Raw genomic sequence first — 26046 nt, 5'->3', positions numbered from 1 at the left:
TTGTCCAAGAATTACCCCCTTACACCGGATTTACCCAAATTAGTCCAATGGCAAGGCCTTATCCAACTTTTCTTTGGATTCCGTGATCGGAGGCATACTATGGTTAATCCTTTTGGATTTTGACAGTATTGGTCGTATCACAAAACCATAATAATATTCCTTGGATGGCAAGCGAAACTCTTCATGTGGTCTTGCGTTGATGGTCCAACTATCATCTCCTCCCACGCCCATTTGTCGGTAATCCACATTCAGGGTAATAATATCCCTATCCGGAAGTTCCACAATATGTCCCTTTGGGTCAGAAAGGTCCTCCATGGTATACGGCCATGCACTAACACTTAAAGGAACACTGCCCAAAATTTCAAGCCCCTTGCCTGATTTATCGGTAAGCCTTGTCCAATCTACCCCAGTATAATTATTACTTTCCTGTGGCCGCACATAATGGAAAAAGTCATTTTTAACCGATTTGCTGTACAAGCCATAAGCTGAAGAGGTAGCTCTATCCACATAATTCTCATGGGGGCCTTTCCCAAGCCACTCCATGGCTTCAAAATCGTCATCCAAGACCAATTGCATGCCAAATCGTGGTAGGTTAGGAAGGTCGCCTACTGGCGTAAAAGTGCTTTCCACAGCAATTTCCCCATTGCCAAACACGGTATAATTGAGTACAATTGTGGATTTTTCTTCATTACTTCCCTCTGGCAAAGGAAGGTCATAAATTGCCTGCAAAACTATATTCTTGGGTTCTTTTAGCAGGGTACGGAACGAACGCAAGGTTTTGGACTTAGCCGCATTTTCCCAATAGTTTTGTCTTTGGGGCATTTTGGAACCTACGTCATTATCGGTTGGAGGCCTCCAAAAATTAGGCTGTATTGCTCCCTTGAGCAATTCTGTTCCCTGTACATTTATGGAAGTGAGGGCACCGGTCTTTTTGTCAAAACGAATTTTGCCGGTTTTGGTAACAACAGTCACGGCATCCCCGGTTTCTTCCGTTGTCAATTCCCTGCTGTCTTTTAACTTTTGCTCTGCAGCCACCTCAAAAAATGGCAATTCAAACTGTTGCCAAGAGGTTTCATGACCTGCCTTTGCCCAATTGTAATCCCTATTCAGTCTTAGACTCAAGGTAATATAATAGCCAACGCCCGGTTTCACCTTGGGTTGTTTGTAATTGATTTGAATCGTTCCCGTGGTTTGGGCTTTTACATCTGGTACCTCAAATGTGCCTTCTTGCACGGTTTGGCCATCCGCTTCCAATTTCCAAAAGCCATCGTATTGGGACAAAGAGGTAAAATGATGTCTGTTTTTAAGCTTGAATATTCCATTGATCAAATCATCTGAGGATATTTCAACAGGCTGTTGCACCTTTTTGGCTTCCCAAGTGGCCGGTTTGGGGGTTTGGTCCGGGCTAATAACCCCATTGTTGTTGAAGTTTCCACTATGAATGGTTTCTCCGTAGTCGCCCCCGTAAGCCCACATCTCTTTGCCATTGTCCAATTTTTTAATGAGTGCACCATCTGTCCAATCCCAGATAAAAGCACCTATAAACCTCTTATTGGCCTTGATGGCATCCCAGAACTTGGTAAAATTCCCCAAAGAGTTACCCATAGCATGCGCATACTCACAATAGATTACCGCACGGGGATCTTTTGGGGCATTGGCAAGATCTACCATATATTCTATGGAATTATACATTCTGCTCCGGATGTCCACATAAGGTGGATCGGTCAACCCGCTATCCCAACTTCGGTACTGGGCTCCCTCATAATGAATAAAACGGGTAGGGTCGTAATCCTTGATCCAACCCGACATTGCAGCATGATTTGGTCCCATTCCACTCTCATTTCCCAAAGACCAAAAAATAATGGAGGGGTGGTTTTTATCCCTTTCCACCATCCGTTTCGCTCGATCTACATGGGCATGGGCCCAATCTGGGTTGTTGGTCAAGATTCCTGTTATGCCGTGGGTTTCAAGGTTGGTTTCATCTATAACGTACAATCCATATTCGTCACATAGTTCATACCAAAATGGGTTGTTGGGATAGTGCGAAGTTCTCACAGCATTAAAGTTGAACTGCTTCATGAGCAGCGCGTCCTTGCGCATGATCTCTTTGGATACCACTTTGCCGGTATGCTGGCTATGGTCATGCCTGTTAACACCATATAGCAGAACAGGTTGGCCATTCACAAAAAACTCCCCATCCCTGATTTCAATAGACCTAAATCCAACCTTACTGCTCCTTGTTTCTGCAATGGCTCCATTAGCATCTTTTAAATACAGTACCAAGGTGTACAAATTTGGATGTTCTGCCGACCATTTTTTAGGGTTATCGACTTCTGCTTCCAGAAATGCAAAATCGATTGTGGCCCTTTGAGGATAATGTTCCTTTAAGAGCTCCGAAACGGGTCTTGCCACCGCTTTGTCCAAAACTGGAGCATTGTTACCGTCAAACAGCTGCATGGACAGTTCCCAGTTGGAAACATCTACCCCCTCTTCCAGTTGAAGTTTGGGTCGAACACTTAGTTTCCCATTTTCAAAGGCATCATCCAATGAAGCACGTACAAAGAAATCGTAGATATGTGTTTTAGGTAAAGCTTCCAGATAAACGTCCCTATGAATGCCGCTCAAACGCCAATGGTCCTGGTCTTCCAAATATGAGCCATCACTCCATCTAAAAACTTGGGCTGCCAGAACGTTCTCCCCTTTTTGCAGGTAATCAGTGATATCAAATTCTGCTGGCAATCGACTCCCCTGGCTATAGCCTACTTTTTTTCCATTGATCCACAGATAAAATGCAGAAGTGACACCTCCAAAATGGATAATGATTTTGTTGTTATCCCAATTGGCGGGAATCGTAAAATTGGTTCGATAGAATCCAACGGGACTATCATCTTTTGGGACATAAGGTGGGTCCACAGGCACAAACGGATAGGTCACATTGGTGTAAATGGCCCGTCCATAACCATGAAGTTCCCAATTGGCTGGAACAGGAATGCCATTCCATCCTGACACATCAAATGTCATTTGATAGAAGTCCTCATGGGTCTTTCCTTGCTCCACTGTCGGGGCAAAATTGAACTTCCAAGTACCGTTAAGGCTCTGATAACGGGGACTGGCTTTTCGGTCTCCCTTAAGGGCCATGACTTCATCAGGAAACGAAACGGAAGTTGCGCGCGCAGGAAGTTTGTTAATACTGGTCACCAACGGATTTTCCCAATCGTTGGGAGATTGCGAGAGTGCGGTCCAGGTTGCGAGAAGACACAAGACCGCCATGAAATAGTTTTTCATTTTGAGGTTTTGGTTTTAGATATGCTACAATTAAGTAGCCTCTAAATTACGCAATCAACGATGGATTACATCATCCAAAACCACTTTTGTCAAATCGCTTTAAGGGCAAGTAGGCTATTCGGTTTTTCCCTCCAAATCCAGAATAAAAGCATATTCCTTGGCGGTTTCCTTCAAGGACGAAAATCTGCCCGAAGCCCCGCCATGACCTGCATCCATATTGGTATCCAAGAATAAAAGATTGTCATCGGTCTTCAACTCCCGCAATTTGGCAACCCATTTGGCCGGTTCCCAATATTGTACCTGGGAGTCGTGCAATCCAGTGGAAACATAAAGATTGGGATATTTCTTGGCTTCGACATTGTCATAGGGGGAATAGGATTTCATATAATCATAATATTCTTTCTCATTCGGATTCCCCCATTCATCATACTCTCCGGTGGTCAATGGAATGGAATCGTCCAGCATAGTGGTAACCACATCAACGAAGGGTACCGCAGCGATAACACCATGGTACAACTCAGGAGCCATATTAATTACCGCCGCCATCAAAAGTCCACCAGCAGAGCCACCACTGGCATATAAATGTCCAGGACTGGTATAGTTTTCAGCAATCAAGAATTTGGAGCAATCCACAAAATCGGTAAAGGTGTTCTTCTTATGAAGTAATTTCCCATTATCGTACCATCCTCGTCCCAAATACTCTCCTCCTCTAACGTGCGCAATGGCAAAAACAACCCCACGGTCCAATAAACTCAATCGAATGGAAGAAAAATAGGGGTCTATTGTACTTCCGTAGGACCCATAGGCATATTGCAACAGCGGGCTGCTACCGTCAAATTTGACATCCTTTTGGTAAACCATGGAAATTGGAATTTGGACTCCATCCCTAGCCGTGGCCCAAACCCGTTTTGTTCGGTAGTTGGACTTGTCAAACTTACCTCCCAATACCTCCTGCTCCTTTAAGATTGTTTTGGATTGGGTCTCCATATCAAAATCGATAATGGCATAGGGTGCGCCCATTTCATTGTAATAGTATCGGAACATCTTGGAATCAAATTCCACATTGATAGAAGCTCCCGCAACATAAGTCTCACTGTCAAAGGGCAAATAGTAGGATGCTGCATTGTCCCATCGATTAACTTTTAATTTATTAAGACCATTTTCCCTTTCGGAAAGCACATAATAATCCTTGAATATCTCCACATCTTCCAACAACACCTCTTCTCTGTGCAGAATAAACTCCTGCCAGTGTTCCGAAGAAGTTTTGGCATCCGTGGTCTTCATTAGTTTAAAATTCGTGGCCCCATCCTTATTGGTCAGGATAAAAAAGTTGCCGTTGTAGTGCGAAATACCGTATTCCACTCCCCGTTCCCGAGGAGAAAATATGGTAAATTCCCCTACTGGATCATTGGCATCCAAAATTTGATATTCCGAAGTCAGTGTACTTACCGACCCTATGACCAGATATTTCCTTGATTTGGTTTTATATACAAAGGTGTTGTAGGTAGAATCCTTTTCGTGGAAAACCAGCACATCTTCTGCTTCTGAAGTACCCAATGTATGTCTATAAATCTTATCGGCACGAAGTGTTATTGGGTCCTTTTTGGTGTAAAACAGCGTTTTTCCATCATTGGCCCAAACGGAACTTCCTGTGGTGTTTTCAATTTTGTCATCAAATATTTGTCCTGATTGCAAATCCTTGATTTGAATAGTGTATTGTCTTCGCGAAACGGTATCGGTGGCAAATGAGGCCAATGTATTATCTGGACTTACCGTAACGCCTCTCAGATTGAAGAATTCGTGTTCTTTGGCCATTTCATTGCAATTGAACAAGAGCTCATCTGGCGCGTCCATTACCTCTTTCTTCCTAAAATACATGGGATATTCCCCTCCTTTTTGATACCGAGTTATATACCAATAACCATTGTACTTATAGGGAACCGAATTGTCATCTTCTTTGATGCGGGATTTCATCTCTTGGAACAGTTCCTCTTGAAAATCCTTGGTATGCTTGCTCATTTCAGCATAGTAGGCATTCTCTGCATTGAGGTAATCCAAAACCTCTTGATTCTCCCTATCGTTCATCCAATAGTAATCATCAATTCTAAGGTCCCCATGTTTTTCCAGCTTCTTGGGATATTTTTTAGCTATTGGCGGAGTAATGCTCATGCGATCTTCATTTTTATTTTTACAAGCGGCTGCAAAAATAAGGCATATCAAACAACCTAAGTAGGTATAAAGTGATAGTTTCATCGCGACAGATTTTGCCCAAATTATTACTTTTGACCTGAATTTACACTATACTATATCATGTTTGGAGATTTTATGGGAATGATGGGTAAACTCAAGGAGACCCAAGAAAAAGTTAAGCAAACCAAAGAACGTTTGAATACCGTGTTGATTGACGAGGAATCCTCAGATGGATTGCTAAAAATCACCATTACGGCCAATAGGGAACTAAAATCAATTGCTATTGATGAAAGCCTACTGCAGGACAAAGAGCAATTGGAAGATTATTTGGTGCTTACACTGAATAAAGCCATAGAACAGGCCACCAAGGTCAACGAGACGGAATTGGCCGCTGTAGCCAAAGAGGGCATGCCCAATATCCCTGGAATGGACTCCCTTTTTAAATAGGCAATATCAACCAATAGTTTTTAGGGTTTTTAAAAAGTGATCGTGCATTGTCTGGGTGTAATCCAGATGTGTAACTATCCGCAATTTCCCTTGCCCCATTCCTATGATGGAAATCTGGTTTTCGGTCAGTTTTTCCAAAAAGGCATCAGAGGTCATTTTAGATTCATCCAATTCAAAAATAATGATGTTGGTTTCAATGGGTTCTACCTTTTGAACGAAATCCAAATTGTTTAGTACCTCCGCAATTTCCATGGCCTTTACATGATCTTCGGATAAGCGATCAATATGGTGATCCATGGCATAAATGGCGGCTGCCGCCAAAAAACCAGATTGGCGCATTCCTCCTCCAAGAATTTTACGAACGCGAAGCGCTTTGTCCATGGCTTCCCTTGATCCAACCAAGACAGAACCTACTGGGCAACCTAGCCCCTTGCTAAAACACACACTTATAGTTTCGAAGAGGTCGCCGTAGTCTTTGGGGTCCTCATTTTTGGCTACTAGGGCATTCCAAAGTCGAGCTCCATCCAAATGGTAATGCAACTGGTTTTCATCACAAACCTGCTTTATTTTTTTTAACTCTTCAAAGTCCCAACAAGCCCCGCCTCCTTTGTTGGTAGTATTTTCTATACAAACCAATGTTGATAGTGGGCTGTGATAAAAGTCGGGCGGATTTATAGATTCTTCGACTTGATTTGCAGTCATCATTCCTCGATTTCCATCCACCAATCTACAGGATACCCCACTATTAAAACTTGCCCCTCCCCCTTCATAATTGAATACATGTGCATATTTATCACAAATGAGCTGTTCCCCAGGCTGGGTATGCAATTTAATCGCAGTTTGATTTGCCATGGAACCACTGGGAAAAAACAGGGATGCCTCCATCCCAAAATATTCCGCAACCTTTTCTTCCAAAGCGTTCACGGTGGGGTCATTTTTAAATACATCATCCCCTACTTTGGCGGTCATCATGGCGTCCAACATCCCGGGAGTTGGAAGGGTGACTGTATCACTTATAAGGTTTATTTCCATTTGTTGATTGGATTATTGGATTGTTAGATGATTGGAATTTGACAAACTCTAATGAAAACAATCCATCCCAATAGGCGAACCATCCGGAATTTTGGGAACAGCAATCAGTTTGAACTTGGCCGGAGCGTTCAGAAAGGCATCAATACGCCTCACGGTTTCAGCAGCAATAGTGCCTTTTTCCTTGCTCAACAAGGAAGACCTTAAACTCCTAAGCGTTTCATTGGCAATGGCATTAACTTGCGGATGCACCTCTTTGTTGGCGGCCAAATTCATGATATGGTACAATACCCTAAAGTTGATGGTTTGTTGTACCTCCTGCAGATAAGGGTCACGATGCGACTCATCAAAGGTCTTTTGAATAGTGTTTTCCAATACGGTATTCAAACCCAATTGATCTTTATCAAGACTTTTTTGTTGGATGAGACGCGAAGCCCTTTCAGGATGCAATACCAATCCCAATGTCATATCTGCAGCAGTTTCAGCGGCGGATAGGGCATCAAAAGCCACTCCGCTTCTTCCCTTGAAGGATTCCCTAGTTTTTCCATACCCAATAGCCCTGGGAGGGAACAATTCAAGTTTGTCCTTTGGTAAGGCTATGTTCGCAGCATTCAAGGTAGTGAGGATGGTTTCCAAGGCATTCTCTTGTCTGGCAGCGCTAATAGTGCGAACGGTGTGTTGCCCATCTCCTTTGGTGGCATAATTATAATCCAATCCTCCAATCAGCTTGGAAACAGCTTCGGTTTGATATCTATGGAAGAAATATAAGGGAGCAAAGACATCTTCCAGAACTGAATTGGGTTCTCCGGTTCGAATATTGTCCATAGAAAAATTGGAAATGGCCTTTTTTCGGATTTCCATGACCCGTTCCAACTCCTGGGCAGCATTTTTGCCATTGTCCCAAAGATGTGCCAAGGCATGTGACCCACCCCTAGGACGAGCATCTTGATCGGATATGTAGCGCAGCCCATCATCTTGAGCCTTTTTCAAAATAGCATTAAGTCCTTCGTGTTCATCTGTACCACTTGGGAAATCGGAATAGGAATAAGCTACGGTTACCTTATCCCAATCCCCCATTCCAGTATCGTAAGCGTTGGAAAAATCGATAGTTCCATCCTTCAGCTCAAATTGAGGATGGGGATAATCCATTACCGAAGCCCTGTTATTGGTGCTGGCGGCAAAATTATGGGCAAATCCCAGGGTATGTCCAATTTCATGTGCAGATAGCTGACGAATCCTGGCCAAAGCCATTTCCAGCATGGGCTGATAATTATCGTCCCGTTCTGCAAAGGGTTTGTTCACCAAGGCCTGGGCAATTAAGAAATCTTGACGAATCCGTAGACTACCCAAACTAACGTGCCCTTTAATAATTTCTCCAGTTCTGGGGTCGGTAATACTACTACCATAACTCCAACCCCTTGTAGATCGGTGAACCCACTGAATCACATTGTATCTCACGTCCATTGGGTCCGCATCATCCGGTAAAATTTTGAGTTGAAAAGCATCTTTATACCCTATGGCCTCAAAGGCTTGGTTCCACCAACGGCCCCCATCCAAAAGCGCAGAACGAACCGGTTCTGGGGTTCCATTGTCCAGATAATATACAATGGGTTCAACAGCTTCGCTCTCCTCCGCATTTGGGTTTTTCTTATGCAATCGATGACGGGTAACAAACCGTTTTAAAATAGGCTCCTGGACAGGAGTGGCATAGTCATAATAGGAAAAGGGATAAGAACCACTTCTAGGGTCAAATACCCTTTGTTGGTAGTTGTCATCCGGCAATTCAATTAAGGAATGGTGCTGGGCCACGGTAACCAGGGAAGGATTTGGCGCTACAGATTGTATCCAATCCCCCTGCGCATTTCCCTTAAATGTAAGGGTGACGTCAAACTCTACATTTTTTGGGAAGGCCTTCGTGCGCTCAAAAGCTAAAGCACTTTTTGATGCATCCAAGCTATAGGAACCTTGTTTGGTATTTTTCAATCTTCCAGAAACTCCATGGGCATCACGCATCAAAAAATCCGTCATATCTATTAAATAGCTCCCTTTGGATTCTTCCTCTATTTTAAACCCATGCAGCACAGATTTGGCAAAGGCCTGTTCCACAGATTTGCGCTCCAGTTCATTCTCCGTGATGGCCCTAAAGGTTAAATTGGGTTGAATCAGCAACAGCTTGTTTCCCGCTTTTTTAAAAAAGACCACCTGCTCATTTCCCAATTGTCCCCTATCCAGACCTATATCATTACTTCCTATTCCACTACTCAGGGAATACACATAGAGAAATTCCTTTTCAAGCTCATCCACTTGAAGAAAAATCTTGTCGGTAGCATCATCGTAATAAAAATTGAAATACCCATTGAACTTTTGATAATCCTTGGTTTTTTCAAAACTTTGGGCAACTGAAAATTGAGTGAAAACGGCAATAGCGAAGAGGGCAAAAATGTAATTTTTCATATCTGAATTAGTTCTAGCTAAATTTATATAAATTTCGTTGCCTGACTGCATTGAAACCTTATTTTTGCCTGAAATAAATTCTATGATTACCACAGATCAGCAAAAAGATCTTATTGAACGCCTTGGCGCGTTAAGGAGGTATCTTTGACATTGATGCCAAACTCATCGAAATAGAAAACGAAGAGGAGAAAACCGCGGCTCCCGGATTCTGGGACAATCCCCAAGAGGCACAGCTACAAATGCAAGTGTTAAAATCCAAGAAAAAATGGGTGGAGGATTACAATTCCGCCACATCTTTGGTAGGAGATTTGGAAGTCTTGATGGAATTTCAACAGGCTGGGGAGGTTGAAGAGTCCGAAGTATCCAAGCAATACGACCAAGCCCTACTTTCCATAGAAAACCTGGAATTTAAAAACATGCTTTCTGAGGAGGGCGATGAACTTACCGCAGTACTTCAGATTACGGCAGGTGCAGGTGGCACCGAAAGTTGCGATTGGGCATCCATGCTAATGCGAATGTATTTAATGTGGAGCGAAAAAAATGGGTATAAGGTTAAGGAACTTAACTACCAAGAAGGGGATGTTGCCGGAATCAAAACTGTAACACTCCAAATTGAGGGAGAATTTGCCTTTGGTTGGTTGAAGGGTGAAAATGGGGTGCACCGTTTGGTGCGTATTTCTCCTTTTGACAGTAATGCCAAACGGCATACTTCCTTTGCCTCGGTATATGTGTATCCCCTGGTTGATGATACCATTGAAATTGATGTTAACCCTGCCGATATTGAAATCACCACAGCACGATCCAGTGGAGCCGGTGGGCAAAATGTAAACAAGGTGGAAACCAAAGTGCAACTGGTTCATAAACCCACGGGAATCCAAATTTCTTGTTCTGACTCCAGATCACAGCACGATAACCGGGCCACAGCCATGAAAATGTTGAAATCCCAGTTGTACGAAATTGAACTGCGTAAGAAGCAGGAAGCCAGGGCGGAAATCGAATCATCCAAAATGAAGATTGAGTGGGGATCGCAAATCCGGAATTATGTGATGCACCCCTATAAACTGGTCAAGGATGTACGTACTTCCGAGGAAACCGGAAATGTGGATGCGGTAATGNTTTGGTGTTTGGTGTTTGGTGTTTGGTGTTTGGTGTTTGGTGTTTGGTGTTTGGTGTTTGGTGTTAAGAATTAAAAACTATTTTGATAATTGTACATTGTTAATCGTTAATTGCGAAATGAGATGATAAAAATATATCACAACCCCAGGTGCAGAAAGTCACGTGAAGGGCTTGAGTATTTGGAAAATTCGGGAGAATCCTTTGAAGTGGTACGGTATTTGGATGAAGTTCCTTCGAGAGAAGAATTGGAAACCCTGATTGGTTATTTGGGTATTTCGCCAGAGGCATTGATTCGTAAAAATGAGGCCGTTTGGAAAGAACAATTCAAGGGCAAGAATCTCACGGATTCTGAAATTATTGATGCTATGGTACAACATCCAAAATTGATTGAGCGACCTATTATTGTAAAAGATAATAAGGCTGTTATAGGAAGACCTGCGGATAAAATTAGTATCTTGTTGAGCTAGTTAACCCATTGAAAAACAACGATAAAACAATTCTGTTTTTGATTATGAAAAAAACACGAACGTTATATATTTTGGCAACACTATTGGGCTTGTTCTGCGTGAATGATTTGGTAGCGCAATATGGCTACGGTAGTCCTTATGGTTATGGCTACGGCAATAGATACGGAAGACAACGTAGTACCATTCCGCAAGCAGCGGATCCACCAAAAAAAGCAGATCCACTTACAGCAGAAGAAATTGTGGATGGTGAAATGCCTAAAATTACCGAGGAACTTGGATTAGATGCTTTCGAAGTAGCTGTAGTTCGAACTACTTTAGTGAAGTCGGTTCAGCAAAGGATTGAGTTGCAAATTTTGGAACTGGAGCCGGAAAAAATGAAGGAAGAGGTGGAAAAGATAAAGGAGCGTCAAGATGCCGAAATGAAGGCGGGTCTTCCCGAGGAAAAATACTTGGCTTATTTGGAATTACAGAAAAACAAGTTCAAAGCCAAAAAGAAGAAAAAGAAGAAGAGGGATAAAAAGAAATCCAAAGCATAAAAAAAGCCCCCGAAATTTTCGGGGGCTTTTTTATCTATTCGTTTCGTTTGGCACGCTTGGCCTCACGTCTTTCTTGATACATTTCCTTAAGATTGCCAAACAACCAGTAAGGTACTACAAAAGTCAATAAGAAAATCATCAACCAAAAACCGATGGTCAAGATGGTTAAAAATGCCAGAAATCCTAAATATTGGTCAAATTCGAACATGTGGTTTGCTTTTGTTTAGCAAAGATACCTTCATTTCGTCAAAAAAAACAAATCTGTATTCAAAAAATGTTGATTTGGGCGTAAGTCATGTAAAATAAATGACTGAACCCCTAAATTTGCATATCCTTAAAAAAGCAAAAATGAGTTTCAGAATTGAAAAAGATACGATGGGCGAAGTAAAAGTGCCATCTGACAAATATTGGGGAGCCCAAACGGAACGTTCCCGTAACAATTTTAAAATCGGCGCCCCCGCTTCCATGCCGTTGGAAGTGGTATATGGCTTTGCGTATTTGAAAAAAGCCGCTGCCTATGCCAATCATGAATTGGGAGTTCTTTCTGAATCCAAAAGGGATTTGATTGGTCAAGTTTGCGATGAGATCCTTACCGGGCAGCACGATGGGCAATTCCCCTTGGTAATTTGGCAGACTGGTTCTGGAACGCAAAGTAACATGAATGTGAACGAGGTGATTGCCAACCGGGCACACGAGCTGGCTGGTAAGAAAATTGGAGAAGGTGAGAAAACCATTCAGCCGAATGATGATGTTAATAAAAGTCAATCTTCCAACGACACCTTCCCTACTGGAATGCACATTGCCGCCTATAAAAAAATTGTAGAGGTTACCATCCCTGGTGTTGAACAATTAAGGAATACTTTGGATAAAAAATCCAAGGAGTTCAAAGATGTGGTTAAAATTGGGCGTACCCACTTGATGGATGCTACTCCCCTAACCTTGGGACAGGAATTTTCTGGCTATGTTTCGCAATTGGATCACGGCCTGAAAGCTTTAAAGAATACACTGGAACATCTGAGTGAGCTTGCTTTGGGAGGAACAGCTGTTGGAACCGGATTGAATACTCCTAAAGGATATGATGTGCTGGTGGCCAAATATATAGCTGAATTTACCGGACAACCTTTCAAAACGGCAGAGAACAAATTTGAGGCCTTGGCTGCCCATGATGCTATTGTAGAGAGTCATGGTGCGCTAAAACAGTTGGCTGTTTCCCTGAACAAAATTGCCAATGATATTCGAATGATGGCTTCTGGACCTAGGTCGGGTATTGGGGAAATCATCATTCCGGCCAATGAACCAGGGAGTTCCATCATGCCCGGAAAGGTCAACCCAACCCAATGTGAAGCTTTGACCATGGTATGTGCTCAAGTCATGGGGAACGATGTTGCGGTTACTGTGGGTGGTACACAAGGACATTATGAGTTAAATGTTTTTAAGCCAATGATGGCCGCCAACATTTTACAATCCGCCCAGCTTATTGGCGATGGTTGTGTTAGTTTTGATGAAAACTGTGCTTCAGGCATAGAACCCAATCACGAAGTAATCAAAACCTTGCTGAACAATTCGTTGATGTTGGTAACAGCTTTGAACACCAAAATTGGATATTATAAAGCGGCAGAAATTGCCAATACTGCCCATAAAAATGGCACTACCTTAAGGGAAGAGGCCATTAACCTTGGATACGTTACCCCTGAAGAATACGATGCTTGGGTAAAACCCGAGGATATGGTGGGTAGTTTAAAATAAGCTTCTCCAAAACCCATAAAAAAAAGCCCGATCCATAACAGATCGGGCTTTTTTGTGAAATGTGGATAGTGTATACTATTTTAGAGCGAATTTGGAAGTTCCCAATAACTTCAATCCACCGTCATAAACATTTACCATGTAATTTCCTTTTTGGAAATCCGAAGCAGGCTTGTTGATGTAATCACATACATCCAAAGAGCTGTTCTCATAGTAAAAATTAGTTCCCTTGCTATATGTTATGGAAGCACCTTCTTCGCTAGATTTAGAGAAGCTGTCTCCCAGGACATTTCCTTGAGGATCCAATACTTCAATAAAGAACTCGCGATCACCAGCCTCAGCAATTACGTTGTCAGCAACAGTAAAACATACTTTAAACTTGTCAGTAGCTTTTGCTCTGGAAGTAGAAACCAATTTACCACTGTTTCTTTCCCTAACTGCATCTACAGTAAAGGTAGAAAGGCTAAGTGCAGATCCTCTTTCAACGGCATCAGCCAATTGGGTGTTCTGTACTACCAAAGAATCGTTAAATACAGTTTGCTTTTCCAATTCTACAAAAGTACTGTCGCGTTGCATGGCCAATAAAGTGTTGGAAGTTGTCAAAGAATCAACTTGCTTCAACAATTTTTCTCTTTCAGCTTTAAGCACGCTTACTTGTCTTCTGTATCTGGATAGGGAAGCGATATCAGCTTTCATTCCTTGTACAGAATCAATGTACTTAGCAATGTTGTCACGAGCGGCAACCAATTCCTCGTTGGTAGCGTTGCTCTCCAAAATTGCTTTGTCGTATTCAGATTTAAGGTTGTTCAAATCCTCAACAACCAATTCTTTCTCCTGCGTTAATGCAGTGGTAGTTTTTTTCTTATCCTGGTAAAGGCTAACCGTGTAGATAATGGTACCTAAAAGAACCACGCCCAACAAACCTGCGATTACCTTTAATCCGTTGTTACTTTTTGTTTCAGTCATAACTTTTAAATTAATTGATTCTTGCTATTAAGTGTTTCGATCAATTGTGTTCTGAGTTATATACGCTATAGTTTTTGATTTGGATCATTCGGATTTAAATTATGTTAAAAAAATGTGGACTAATCGGTTGTATGCACTAATTTTAAAAGGCTCGATTAATTTCTGACTCATGAAAAATTTATTAACACCCTTCGTACTTTTCCTTTTTTTAAGCCTGATTTGCGCCAGTTCATTTGGGCAAAGTGTTATGATTGTGGAAAAACCCAAATCCAACGAAATTAAAATCACTCCCATTGAACATGCCACAGCGGTTTTGGAATGGAACGAAATCACTATCTATATTGATCCTGTTGGCGGAGCTCAAGCTTTCGCAAATCAAAAGCTACCCGACCTTATTCTTGTTACAGATATTCACGGAGACCATTTTAGTTTGGAGACTATACAGGAATTGGACACACACAAGGCCAAAATCATGGTACCCCAGGCGGTAGCTGATAAAATGCCCCAAGAATTCACTCCTCAAATTGATGTGCTGCACAATGGGGACTCAAAAGAACGCTACGGAATAACGGTAGAGGCGGTTCCCATGTACAATCTTCGTAAAGAAGCCCTTAAATTCCATACCAAAGGGAGGGGTAATGGTTATGTCCTCGATATTGATGGACAACGGCTCTATTTTTCGGGGGATACAGAAGATATACCTGAAATGAGGGCATTAAAAAATATAGACAAGGCCTTTGTATGCATGAACTTACCTTATACAATGAACGTTTACAGCGCAGCGGATGCCGTTTTAGAATTCCAACCCAAAGAGATCTATCCGTATCACTACCGAGGCAGGCCCAATGTTAGCGATGTTAAGATGTTTAAAACCATTGTTAACAATGGAAATCCCAATATTAAGGTGGTACAACTGGACTGGTACCCCAATGACGATTTTTAACCCTATAAAATATTAAAGCCCAAATTTCGTTAACGTAGAAGTACCAACCCAAATCAGTACTTAACCATGATCAACAAACACTTTACTTTGTTTGCGTTCGTATGCCTCTTTATGGCAAACTTTTCCTTTTCCAATCAGTGTGATAATTTCTATGCCAAAATCACCTATGGCTTAAGCCATACCAAAAAGGCCATGGGCGCAACCAACTTTGAACATCAAATGTATTATGCCGAAAGAGCTTTGATCGCTTTGGAGAAATCCGAGAGTTTTATGGCGGAATGCGCTTGTGCCAAATCCGAAGATAAAAGACTGGACGCCATGGAAGCTCTCAACAAGGCCATTGAGCCTGTGGACTGGGATGCCGGACGTTTTTTTTCCAAGAAATCAATGGGATTGATCAATGAACTAATCACCATTTTGGACGAATGTACCTTAGGGATTGTTCCAGAAACCGTAGTGGAAGATAGTGCGGATACCACATTGGAACATGAGGCCTATGCCGATTCCGAAGAAGATAAAGATTCCATGGAGCAAGAAATGCTCAAGGTTTTTGATAAACATGCCAAGGATAAATTGACCCGAGCAGAGAAGGCAATTTTGGATTTAGTCCAATTCACCAATAGTTTCCAGCAAAATTCACCTGAAAAGGAAAACGATCCCAATAGTTTGGAACATCATCAGAAAGCCTATTTGGAAGATGCTAAAAACTTGCTTCAACGAGCGCTTAAGAGCCTTGAGGCAGAAAAATAAATCCGTTGGTTGATTCTAACGAATCAACTTTTTGTATTTGATACGCTTGGGCATGATATCCGCGCCCAAGCGTTTCTTTTTATTCTCTTCATAATCTGAAAAAGATCCTTCAAAGAAATACACCTGCGAATCTCCTTCAAAAGCAAGGATATGCGTGCAAATCCTATCCAAGAACCATCTATCGTGGGAAATAATCACCGCACAGCCCGCAAAATTTTCCAACCCTTCTTCCAAAGCCCTTAGTGTGTTTACGTCCAAATCGTTGGTAGGCTCATCCAGTAACAACACATTTCCCTCTTCCTTAAGGGTCATCGCCAAATGGAGTCGGTTCCGTTCCCCGCCAGAAAGCATGTTGACTTTTTTGTTCTGCTCGCTCCCTGAAAAATTAAATCGGCTTAAATAGGCCCTGGAATTGACTTGCTTCCCTCCCATCATCACCAATTCTTGCCCATCACTGAAATTTTCCCAAATGGTTTTGTTAGGGTCAATATTGGAATGACTTTGGTCCACATAAGCTAGTTTAGCGGTGTCACCTACGGTAAATTCGCCCTTATCTGGATTTTCCTCCCCCATAATCATCCTAAAAATGGTAGTCTTACCCGCACCATTGGGACCAATAATACCCACAATTCCAGCCTGGGGCAAATTGAAATTCAAATCTTCATATAGCAGTTTGTCCTCATAGGCCTTACTTACTCCTTTGGCCTCAATTACATTCGTTCCCAACCTAGGTCCATTGGGAATATAGATTTCTAACTTCTCCTCGAGTTGCTTTTGATCTTGGCTTAAAAGTTTGTCATAGTTTTTTAAACGGGCTTTTTGTTTGGTTTGTCTTCCCTTGGCCCCTTGGCGCACCCAATCAAGCTCACGTTCCAAGGTTTTTTGTCGTTTTGATGCTTGTTTACTCTCTTGGGCCAAACGCTTGGCCTTTTGATCCAACCACCCTGAATAGTTACCTTTCCACGGGATACCTTCTCCCCTGTCCAATTCCAAAATCCAGCCGGCGACATTATCCAAGAAATAACGGTCGTGGGTCACCGCTATAACGGTTCCCTTGTATTGTGCCAGATGGTGTTCCAACCAATGTACGGATTCCGCATCCAAGTGGTTGGTGGGCTCATCCAATAACAATACGTCCGGTTCTTGCAGCAATAGTCTGCAAAGGGCCACTCTTCTGCGCTCCCCACCAGAGAGTACCCCAATCTTTTTGTCTGAATCCGGAGTACGCAACGCGTCCATGGCTATTTCCAATTTGGTGTCCAATTCCCAAGCATTGGAAGCATCAATTTTATCTTGCAGCGCGGCCTGCTTGTCCATCAACTTTTGCATCTTTTCCGCATCTTCGTAGACTTCTGGCAACGCAAACATATCGTTGATCTGGTTGTACTCGTCCAATATGGCAACCGTCTCGGCCACGCCCTCTTTTACTACATCAAGAACGGTCTTTTCCTCATCCAGTTGTGGTTCTTGTTCCAAGTATCCTACCGTATAACCCGGAGAGAAAACCACATCGCCTTGATAGTTCTTGTCCACTCCAGCTATGATTTTCAGCAAAGTGGATTTTCCCGAACCGTTAAGTCCCAGGATTCCAATCTTGGCGCCGTAAAAAAAACTGAGATATATATTCTTTAAAACTGGGGTGTTGGCCGTTTTAAAGGTCTTGGTTACCCCGGACATTGAAAAAATAACCTTCTTATCGTCTGACATTAGGTTGTTATTAGAATTACGTAAAAAAGGAAACTAAACTCGGCCCTTGAGCGCGTTAAAGACCCATGCAATGGCAAAGAATCCAATGCCAACGGAAGCAAATCCGTAACCTGCTACCTCATCATATTTAAAAGCCCCAAGTGCAATCATACCCAAACCTACCAAAATCATAATCCAAGTTGCCCAGGCCAGCACCGTATTTTTGTTCATTCCCATATTGTTAGTTCAGTAGAAAATCAAATATCGTAAAAAATGTAAGAACCCAAAATGACAGTTGCAAGTTTAAGCTTCAAAAGGAAATTTAATCCCCGCTTTTTGTCTGATGGTATCCATAAGCTCCACCAAGTCCAAACTATGTTGGTGCGACCATAAAGGACTCTCCGATAACTGTTTGCGCAGACAATCATGTACGTGCTCAATTTCATAAACAAATCCAATGCCCTTAATAGGAAGATCTACGGTCTCCTGGGCTCCATTTTTCTCAATAATGTAGGTCGAAGCCTTATGCCACCTCGGTTGAAGAAACAAGGTACCATTACTTCCAGATATCTCCGCCTCCATTTTGGAATTGCTGCTAATTCCACTGTACAACACAGCTTGACTCTGAGGATATTGAAAAATCATCGAAGTCTGTACTTCGGTTCCATTTTGATGAAAGTTGGAGGTAGCCAAAATCTCATCCGGTTTGCCCATCAAGAGATAAGCTAAAAAAATGGGATAAATTCCAATATCCAATAAGGAACCGGATGCCAAGTTTGGGTTCAATACCCGAGAATCAGCATCACGATCCAAACCGTAAAACGCAAAATCTGCATGCAGATAGCCTAGTTCCCCAATCCTACCTTCATCAACGAGTTGTTTTACCTTTTGGATGGAAGGGTTAAAACGTGACCACAATCCTTCCATGAAAAATACCCGGTTCTCCTGTGCCACTTCTATCATTTCCTGAACCTCTCCTTGATTGATTCCAGCAGGCTTTTCGCAAAGCACAGCCAAGTCATGACGCATAGCTTGAATGGACAAATCTTTGTGGAAATTATGGGGCGTGGCTATATAAACAATGTCCACAGTTTTGGAGGAAAAAAGTGCTTCGTAACTGCCAAATACGTGTTCCGTATTAAATTCATTTGCAAATTTCTCTGCCTTTTCATGGCTTCTCGAAGCTACTGCGCATATCTCAGCATCTTCAACCAAAAGTAAATCCGAAGCGAATTTTCTAGCAATGTTCCCGGGGCCAATAATGCCCCACTTGATCTTTGAATTCATAGAGACCAAAAGTAATGATTATAACTCCTTATCTTTAGCGGGACGATGAAATCATATTGAAATTATGGATATAAACTTCAATAAAAACGAAGATCACAATAAGCTTAAACTTTCCGAACTCCGTAACAAATTGGCGCAAATAAAGCTCGGTGGTGGCAAGAAAAGAATTGAAAAACACCATGCCAAAGGAAAAATGACGGCCCGTGAACGTATTGACTATCTGTTGGATGCTAATTCCGAACGGATTGAAATAGGAGCGTTTGCCGGAGAGGGTATGTACGAGGAGCATGGTGGATGCCCCAGTGCCGGTGTGGTGGTCAAAATTGGGTATATCCAAGGAAAACAATGCGTGGTGGTGGCCAACGATGCAACGGTAAAAGCAGGAGCTTGGTTCCCCATAACAGGAAAGAAAAATCTCAGGGCCCAAGAGATTTCCATCGAAAACAAATTACCTATCATTTACTTGGTGGATAGTGCTGGGGTGTATTTGCCCATGCAAGATGAAATATTCCCAGATAAGGAGCATTTTGGACGGATTTTTAGAAATAATGCGGTCATGAGCAGTATGGGAATTACCCAAATCTCTGCTGTTATGGGAAGTTGCGTGGCTGGTGGGGCATACCTGCCTATTATGAGCGATGAAGCCATGATCGTAGACAAAACCGGAAGTATTTTCCTTGCTGGAAGTTATTTAGTAAAGGCTGCTATTGGCGAAAGTATAGACAATGAGACCTTAGGTGGTGCCACTACCCATTCAGAAATTAGTGGTGTGACGGATTACAAAGCCAAGGATGACAAGGATGCCTTGAACAAAATCAGGAATATAGTAGGCAAGATTGGCACGTTTGAAAAAGCAGGCTATAATCGGGTTGAGGCTCAAAATCCTACAGAAAAGGAGGAGGACATTTATGGCATCCTTCCCAAATCCCGAAGTGACCAATATGATATGCTTGAAATCATCAAGCGCTTGGTGGACAATTCTGAATTTGAGCAATACAAGGAAGGCTATGGTAAAACCTTGCTTACCGGTTATGCCCGGATAGATGGCTGGGCTGTCGGAATTGTGGCCAACCAACGGAAAGTGGTCAAAACCAAAAAAGGTGAAATGCAATTTGGTGGGGTTATCTATTCCGATTCGGCTGATAAGGCTACCCGATTCATTGCCAATTGCAATCAAAAGAAAATCCCATTGGTCTTTTTACAAGATGTCACGGGATTTATGGTGGGGAGTAAAAGTGAACATGGCGGCATCATCAAGGATGGTGCAAAAATGGTGAATGCAGTTAGCAATTCTGTCGTTCCCAAATTTACGGTGGTCATTGGCAATAGCTACGGAGCCGGGAATTATGCTATGTGTGGGAAGGCTTATGACCCAAGACTGATTTTGGCATGGCCCAGTGCAGAACTAGCGGTGATGAGCGGGAATTCCGCTGCCAAAGTGCTTTTACAGATAGAAAAGGCTTCATTGGAGAAAAATGGGGAAACCTTGGATGCCAAAAAGGAAAAAGCATTGTTCGACAACATTAAAAAACGCTATGACCACCAAATATCACCCTACTATGCCGCGGCCAGGTTATGGACCGATGCCATTATTAATCCTTTGGAGACCAGAAAATGGATTTCAATGGGAATTGAGGCTTCCAATCACAGCCCTTCGGATAAAAAATTTAATATGGGGGTTTTGCAGGTCTAATTATTGCACAGCGAATTTGGCCAATTGCTGCTCATCCCCATTATCCTGAAGTCGTACAAGGAATTCCTCACTGTATTGATTGGCTTTGCCAAAATTATATTGCACGGTACACTTTAAAAAGGTAGGTATCTTGTTTCCGGAAGTTCTATTACCCAGATAGGTGACATTCAAAATCCAATCTCCCACGGTTTCAGGGCCCACAATTTCAAATTGTTCGCTGCCAAAACCATGTTGAATCTCATCCATGATCCGTTTTCTATCAGAGGCCACGGTATGTTCCCAGTTAAAAAAGCGTTTTTGCGGGTTTACAAATTGCACCACAAATTCAGCATCAGTATTGTTCCATTCCAATACCAGTCGGGCATTGTAGGTAAGATTGTTTTGATATGCCGAGGACACCTTGGATATGTCCAAGTGTTTCCGTTCCTGATTGACCAAGTTCCTCAAATCCGTTCCTACTAGTTTTTCCAATCCCAAAAAGTTTACTTTAGGATTGGCACTTCCATCCAGAATGGCATGGTAAAGGTTGGAGGCCAATTGATGGTTCCCAATCTTCTCTTGGGCTTTGGCCACATCTAGATAGGGTTGAATCTTATTTGGGAAATCCGTAATCATCTTGTTGGCTGCCACTAGGGCCAATTCAGGATTCCCAACTTCCATGGACTTTAAATAGGTTCCCCGTAACTCCTCATACCCGGGTGTCGGTTTTTCTAAAGTGTTTGATAAAATGCGGTTGCCCAAGCCCTTATCGGAACTATAAAAAAACGAAGCAACGTCCACAAGATATTCAGGGGTATCCCAATATTTTGCTCTTTGATTTAAATATAAATCATACGCTTCCTGTACACTTTTTCCATTTTTCAATTCCTTAAGATAAGGCGTTACCAAGCTCTTTTTGTTCACCTTTAACTTACTGTCGTATACGTTGTTGGTCAATCGGGCCAAATCTTTTTTCTGTCCTCTTGGGCCATCCACTATTGCCGTTTTTGTGGTGATCATAAGTACCCCATTGGCTCCCATACTGCCATATCGATTGGTGGCTGCCAATCCCTTCAAAACAGTAACCTCTGCAATATTTCGAGGATCAATAAAACCAGTGCCAGCGATTTCTCCAGTAAAAGAATTGGAGCGTTCCATGGGTACCCCATCAACAACTATCAGGCTGTAATTATTTCCCAAGATGGAATTGCTGGGTCTCATTTTAGTTTGGCTCAAATCATCATTCTGCCCCAGACTAACCCCTGAAAACTTACCTTGCACGGCAGTATTGGCAGTAGTGGCAGCATCTGGAATTTGGTCTTCCCCTATGGACTGCACTGCATAACCAATTTTATCCTTGTTTTCTTTGCCATAAGCGGTAGTAATTTCTTCCGGTTGTTCTTCTCCAACTTCTGTCACCACTACCTCCTGAAGTTGAATTTCCCCATCGCTAATGGAAAAATCCAAGTTTTTGACCTCATCCAAAACATGCTCTGTGATTCGGTTCCCATAGGCTATGACCAGTGTACTTCCTTGTGGTGCATCTATTTGGAATGAACCTTGGTTATCCGTGCTCACCTTATTATCGGGATCTTCCTTAACAAACACATCCACTGCAGCCAAACCTGCGGCTCCACCATAAATAGTTCCAGAATAAGTTACCTCATGCGCATCTGAATTCGTATTGGTCTTTTTTTCGGTTAGATTTATCAAGTTTCCATTATTCACAATGGATAGCAGATTAAGGCTGGCCCTATCAAAATCTTTTTTGCTATTGATGATATAAAGTTCACCTTCAAAACTGGGTGAAGAGGAATCAAGATTCTGCTTTCCATCTGTAAATAACAAGACTGCTCCACTTCCCGCATAATCTCCCAAGGAGGTATACGAAGTCGCTCCATCATACTGAAACGTTTGGAGTTTACTTTTCACCGCCGACCAGTCTGCATTTTTGACTGTAAATTGATCTTTGGAAACAATTTCATTGCTAAACGGCAACAAGGTAACAGCTGCATTCTGAACGGTTTTGAAATAAGCATCCAAAAAATAAAACTCCTTTTCCAAATCCCTGTCATGCATGGAATGGGACACATCCCAGCATATGGTCACCTTTTTCTGTTCTTGGGCCATTAGACCCATTGTAATTACTAAACAAAGTAAGAAGGTCCAAATCAGTTTAGTCTTCATAATGGATACGGGAATTTTAATTAAGCGCAAATAATTGCTGATTAACATCCCTTGCGCGTAACTTAAAAACTTTGATTTCCTTGCTTTGGTTTTCCGTGTTGAAATTATGATACACCGTGGTTTTCAAATAGGCCGGAGTAAGTTGTTTGTTGCCCAAATATTTGATATTCACTTTCCAAGTCCCGTTAAGAGGTTTGTAAATAAGGTATTCCTCACTGGAAAAGCCTACTTGTTTCTCCTTGGTAATTCGGTTTGGATCTGCGTCCAGGGAGTGGGCCCAGGTAAAGTACTGCCCATTGGGATCTACAAACTGAATTTCGAATTCCGCTTCCCCATCATTCCATTCAAAAACCAATCGGGTGCCATCAAAATCGCCAGAGTCACCAATGCCCTTCCCGGCCAACTTGGATAATTTTGCCCCGTTGAGGACCAGCAGATTACTGAAATCCTTATCCATGACCGATTCAAATTCCTCAGATTCGCCCAAAATATCCGCTCCAATCAAGTAATTATATCTAGCGTATAAGGCCGCGGATTTTTCCACTTCGCCAATGCTCTTAAAGCTATAGGCCAAATTTTTATAAGACTGCACGTAACCCGGTCGAAGTTTAAAAACCTTTATGTAGATTTCATGGGCTTTTTGATGCATTCCCTGAGCTTCCAGCTTATAGGCCAGGGCCTTTAGCACCGTGGGGTCGGTACCAAATCGATTTTCCAACGTCTTTACCATTCGAAGCGCAAATTTATCATCCCCCCTTTGCTCGGAAAAAAGGGTAAAACAATCCAGGTAGAAATAGGGGGAGTTGGCATACATTTTTTCCATATTTTCATAGATGTCCCTTGCCTGTTTTTGATTGTTGGCCTCAGCAATCTTCTCTAAATAAATTGGAGTTTCCAGGCTGGATTCCAGCACCACATCCTTGTCCTCAAAATAATTGTCCCGAAGCAAAGCTGGGTTCAGAGGCTCTCTCTCTGGAGTTGTTTTGGGGCTGAAGTTACCCGTTTTGGTATTGATTATGACTACACCTCCTGCTCCCAGTGTACCATATTTTGCAAGACCGGTCAAGGATTCCAATACGGCGATTCGTTCTATTTCCGAAGTATGTAAAAAAGTAGGTGGAACGGTAGTCACAACTCCGTCAATTTCGTATAGGGCTGGAAGGGGCTTGGGGTGCCTCAGCGCCCGCGGTAAGTACAAAACTGGAGCTGTAAGGTCCGTAGGCCTTCCTTGCTTTCTAAGTTGAGTCAAAGACCCTTGAGCTGCAATGCGGAACGCACTCGGCCTAAAAACCACTGAAGCAGGTATCCAAGATTCCAGGGCATCCACAAAATCCTGACCTGCAGGACTAAGGTCGTCCCCATCAACAATTTTTAAGGAATGACCCAAACTCTCTTTATCCAATATACCAAAAGAGGTCTTTATTAAGTCTTTATTGGTATTGTATTCCTTGAATAGTTCTTGCTGTGATTTTTTCCTACGTTTTGAAACCACTACTTCATCCAGCTCTTCAACCCAGCTTTTAAGGGAAACGTTCAAGAATTCGGTTACATCCTCCACCACAATTTCAACCGTTTTCATTCCCATAAAACTAAAGGTTAGGGTTTCTCCTTCTTGTACTTCAATCTGATATTTCCCCTGCCCATCGGTTTTTAAACCGATATCGGTATCCTTAATATTGACGTTGACATTTTCAAGAGGTTCTTTGCCATTGGTTACGGTGCCCTGAACATTTTTTACTTGACCCAAAGATACTTGTGCGAACACCAGGCTAATTGCGAGTACAACTATTTTCATTTTTACCATTTTGTAGTTCTTTATGATTGACGCTATACAAATTAGCAATTTTATTGCTTCAATGCCAGTTGCATGACCAAATGACCTGCACCAACGGCCAATTCGCAGCTTAATTTCCTTGATGTTCCTTCACACGGGGAATCAGCAGCAACTCTGTTTGCCTACCATTTACATACCTGAATCCATCCTCTCCATAAAATCCAGCTTCCTCCAGCATCACCCGAATATCCCTTTTCCATTCTGGGATGTTTACAGTAGTATTTAACTCAATGGCGTAAACCGTGTTTGGATTAAGGGGATAATTTTCCCCGTCATCCTTCATGACCCCACCTTGGGCATCCCACATTCCAATGGTGGTTCCCGCAGAATGTCCATAAGACCCAAGAGGATGGGTATAAATAGCAGGACGCAATCCAGTAGCTTTGGCATCGCTTAAAGCTTTGGCCAAGATTTCATTGCCCGTCCTACCCTTGATCATGTTTTCTGTGAGAAAATCTTGTACACGGTTTCCATCATAAAGTGCATTCACCAAGAAAGAAGGAGCTGAGGTCTCGTTGGGTTTGAGCACATAGGCCAGTTCCTGGCAATCGGTATTCAGCCGCAAATAGGTAATCCCAAAATCACAATGCAATAAATCCCCAGGCTGGATGACCAAATCATCGGGTCGTCCAGAAAAGGAATACAGATGACTTACCAATTCTTCGCTGGTTCGCTGTACGTCAACTGTGGGATGGAACCAAGTTTCTAGCCCCAAATCGGTTACTTTTTGGCGCATCCACCACTCTACCTCGGTTGTAGTTGTTATTCCAAGGGTAATCACTTTTTCTGAAAATGCCTCTGCAATAATATCATGAGTGATATCCACCAATTGATCATAGATGACCATTTCCCATGGGGTCCGTGTTTCAATCCATCTAACCGCCAACTGTTCTGCCGATGTAACCCGAGAATGAAACTTTTTGGGGAGGTTTGCCATGAATTCATCATAGTCGGTCTTGTCCAAGCCATCGGCTATATTGTGGTCCTTTGAAAAATTTAGCCCAATACTATTCGGGTTGCGCTCCTCAATCAGTTGAATCAAACGCTTCCACTGGTTGGGTTCCTTTTCCTTGTCCCAAGCGGATTGAATACTCTTGCCCACATTGTATCGTGCCACTGCAAGTTTTTCTATGGTGTCAGTTGCTTTGTCTCTATAAAATAGCAAGATGGTTCTCCTTCTAGCATTGAGCCAAGTGGCGGGCAACATGGTTTTAAGCACAGGGTCTTCATTATACTCCCGGGAAATCAGAATCCACATATCCAGCCCTGTTTGATCCATTAAGGTGGGAAGCAAGGTATTGAAACGCTCTTCCAGAATTTCGTCCACTACCCTTGCTCTTTCCTGTTCGGGAAGGATTTGCTGGGAACTTAGCGTGAAGGGCAAAAAAAGGGGTAAAAGGTAGAAGAGGCAGACAAGTTTTTGCATGTTGGAAATATTTCCCTTAAAATACACC

At 42.5% G+C, this 26046-nt stretch carries 20 protein-coding genes; 8 read left to right on the top strand and 12 right to left on the bottom strand.

What is annotated here, in order from left to right; all coding sequences use genetic code 11:
• Positions 1 to 39 precede the first annotated feature (39 nt).
• Together lacZ and FGG15_RS01875 are read right to left on the bottom strand one after the other, a co-directional pair.
• The gene (gene lacZ / locus FGG15_RS01880) at positions 40 to 3285 is read right to left on the bottom strand and encodes a beta-galactosidase, LacZ type (protein ID WP_138832630.1); all 3246 of its coding nucleotides are present in this window, start codon (positions 3283 to 3285) and stop codon (positions 40 to 42) included.
• A 114-nt stretch (positions 3286 to 3399) separates the two neighbouring features.
• Complete coding sequence (locus tag FGG15_RS01875) at positions 3400 to 5538, bottom strand: S9 family peptidase (protein WP_138832628.1); 2139 nt, start codon at positions 5536 to 5538, stop codon at positions 3400 to 3402.
• Between the two features lie 57 nt (positions 5539 to 5595).
• Here FGG15_RS01875 and FGG15_RS01870 point away from each other — a divergent pair, with 57 nt between their 5' ends.
• Positions 5596 to 5922, top strand: coding sequence for a YbaB/EbfC family nucleoid-associated protein (locus tag FGG15_RS01870; RefSeq protein ID WP_138832626.1), 327 nt, complete (start codon positions 5596 to 5598; stop codon positions 5920 to 5922).
• 6 nt (positions 5923 to 5928) lie between these two features.
• On the opposite strand, the gene FGG15_RS01865 is transcribed toward FGG15_RS01870, so the two are convergent.
• Together FGG15_RS01865 and FGG15_RS01860 are read right to left on the bottom strand one after the other, a co-directional pair.
• Positions 5929 to 6954 carry a threonine aldolase family protein gene (locus FGG15_RS01865; protein WP_138832624.1) on the bottom strand — a complete coding sequence of 342 codons (1026 nt, stop codon included), beginning with the start codon at positions 6952 to 6954 and terminating at the stop codon, positions 5929 to 5931.
• 48 nt (positions 6955 to 7002) lie between these two features.
• Positions 7003 to 9405: a zinc-dependent metalloprotease gene (locus FGG15_RS01860; RefSeq protein ID WP_138832622.1), complete on the bottom strand. Its 2403-nt coding sequence runs from the start codon at positions 9403 to 9405 to the stop codon at positions 7003 to 7005.
• Between the two features lie 82 nt (positions 9406 to 9487).
• Here FGG15_RS01860 and prfB point away from each other — a divergent pair.
• The 3 genes from prfB (at position 9488) to FGG15_RS01840 (ending at position 11524) form a co-directional block, all read left to right on the top strand.
• Positions 9488 to 10595, top strand: a protein-coding gene (gene prfB / locus FGG15_RS01855; RefSeq protein ID WP_237561719.1) for a peptide chain release factor 2 whose coding sequence is annotated in 2 segments (ribosomal slippage) — positions 9488 to 9550 and positions 9552 to 10595 — 1107 coding nt in all. Because the reading frame shifts where the segments join, the coding sequence is not laid out codon by codon here.
• Between the two features lie 48 nt (positions 10596 to 10643).
• The gene (gene arsC, locus FGG15_RS01845) at positions 10644 to 10988 is read left to right on the top strand and encodes an arsenate reductase (glutaredoxin) (protein WP_138832620.1); all 345 of its coding nucleotides are present in this window, start codon (positions 10644 to 10646) and stop codon (positions 10986 to 10988) included.
• Positions 10989 to 11032: 44 nt separating this feature from the next.
• The gene (locus FGG15_RS01840) at positions 11033 to 11524 is read left to right on the top strand and encodes a hypothetical protein (protein WP_138832618.1); all 492 of its coding nucleotides are present in this window, start codon (positions 11033 to 11035) and stop codon (positions 11522 to 11524) included.
• A 34-nt stretch (positions 11525 to 11558) separates the two neighbouring features.
• On the opposite strand, the gene FGG15_RS20155 is transcribed toward FGG15_RS01840, so the two are convergent.
• Positions 11559 to 11732: a hypothetical protein gene (locus FGG15_RS20155; protein WP_202619518.1), complete on the bottom strand. Its 174-nt coding sequence runs from the start codon at positions 11730 to 11732 to the stop codon at positions 11559 to 11561.
• A gap of 140 nt (positions 11733 to 11872) precedes the next feature.
• On the opposite strand from FGG15_RS20155, the gene fumC reads away from it, so the two are divergent.
• Entirely contained in the window at positions 11873 to 13270 is a 1398-nt protein-coding gene (gene fumC / locus FGG15_RS01835) for a class II fumarate hydratase (protein WP_138832616.1), read from the top strand.
• Positions 13271 to 13345: 75 nt separating this feature from the next.
• Here fumC and FGG15_RS01830 read toward each other — a convergent pair whose 3' ends face one another.
• Positions 13346 to 14233: a hypothetical protein gene (locus tag FGG15_RS01830; protein ID WP_138832614.1), complete on the bottom strand. Its 888-nt coding sequence runs from the start codon at positions 14231 to 14233 to the stop codon at positions 13346 to 13348.
• A 169-nt stretch (positions 14234 to 14402) separates the two neighbouring features.
• Here FGG15_RS01830 and FGG15_RS01825 point away from each other — a divergent pair, with 169 nt between their 5' ends.
• Both FGG15_RS01825 and FGG15_RS01820 read left to right on the top strand, forming a co-directional pair.
• Positions 14403 to 15176: an MBL fold metallo-hydrolase gene (locus FGG15_RS01825; protein WP_138832612.1), complete on the top strand. Its 774-nt coding sequence runs from the start codon at positions 14403 to 14405 to the stop codon at positions 15174 to 15176.
• A 66-nt stretch (positions 15177 to 15242) separates the two neighbouring features.
• The gene (locus FGG15_RS01820) at positions 15243 to 15926 is read left to right on the top strand and encodes a hypothetical protein (RefSeq protein ID WP_138832610.1); all 684 of its coding nucleotides are present in this window, start codon (positions 15243 to 15245) and stop codon (positions 15924 to 15926) included.
• 15 nt (positions 15927 to 15941) lie between these two features.
• Here FGG15_RS01820 and ettA read toward each other — a convergent pair whose 3' ends face one another.
• The 3 genes from ettA to FGG15_RS01810 form a co-directional block, all read right to left on the bottom strand.
• Complete coding sequence (gene ettA / locus FGG15_RS01815) at positions 15942 to 17633, bottom strand: energy-dependent translational throttle protein EttA (protein ID WP_138832608.1); 1692 nt, start codon at positions 17631 to 17633, stop codon at positions 15942 to 15944.
• A 33-nt stretch (positions 17634 to 17666) separates the two neighbouring features.
• Positions 17667 to 17843 (bottom strand): CAL67264 family membrane protein, encoded by a 177-nt coding sequence (locus FGG15_RS20150; protein ID WP_202619517.1) that lies wholly within the window; start codon positions 17841 to 17843, stop codon positions 17667 to 17669.
• A 72-nt stretch (positions 17844 to 17915) separates the two neighbouring features.
• Positions 17916 to 18899, bottom strand: a complete 984-nt coding sequence (locus tag FGG15_RS01810) for a Gfo/Idh/MocA family protein (RefSeq protein ID WP_138832606.1) — start codon at positions 18897 to 18899, stop codon at positions 17916 to 17918.
• Between the two features lie 64 nt (positions 18900 to 18963).
• Here FGG15_RS01810 and FGG15_RS01805 point away from each other — a divergent pair, with 64 nt between their 5' ends.
• On the top strand, positions 18964 to 20592 hold the full coding sequence (locus FGG15_RS01805; RefSeq protein ID WP_138832604.1) for an acyl-CoA carboxylase subunit beta: 1629 nt from the start codon (positions 18964 to 18966) through the stop codon (positions 20590 to 20592).
• On the opposite strand, the gene FGG15_RS01800 is transcribed toward FGG15_RS01805, so the two are convergent.
• The 3 genes from FGG15_RS01800 to FGG15_RS01790 all read right to left on the bottom strand — a co-directional run bounded on the left by FGG15_RS01800 (position 20593) and on the right by FGG15_RS01790 (position 26018).
• Positions 20593 to 22758, bottom strand: coding sequence for a YfaP family protein (locus FGG15_RS01800; protein WP_161991895.1), 2166 nt, complete (start codon positions 22756 to 22758; stop codon positions 20593 to 20595).
• A gap of 16 nt (positions 22759 to 22774) precedes the next feature.
• Positions 22775 to 24553, bottom strand: a complete 1779-nt coding sequence (locus tag FGG15_RS01795; protein ID WP_161991894.1) for a carboxypeptidase-like regulatory domain-containing protein — start codon at positions 24551 to 24553, stop codon at positions 22775 to 22777.
• A 109-nt stretch (positions 24554 to 24662) separates the two neighbouring features.
• A complete protein-coding gene (locus tag FGG15_RS01790) occupies positions 24663 to 26018 on the bottom strand; it encodes a M24 family metallopeptidase (protein ID WP_138832598.1) in 1356 nt (451 codons plus the stop codon).
• Positions 26019 to 26046: the final 28 nt, after the last annotated feature.

This window comes from Flagellimonas algicola (genome assembly GCF_005937185.1).
Lineage (GTDB): Bacteria > Bacteroidota > Bacteroidia > Flavobacteriales > Flavobacteriaceae > Flagellimonas > Flagellimonas algicola.
Note: the sequence above shows the minus strand (reverse complement) of the source record. Positions and strands in the feature narration are given on the sequence as shown.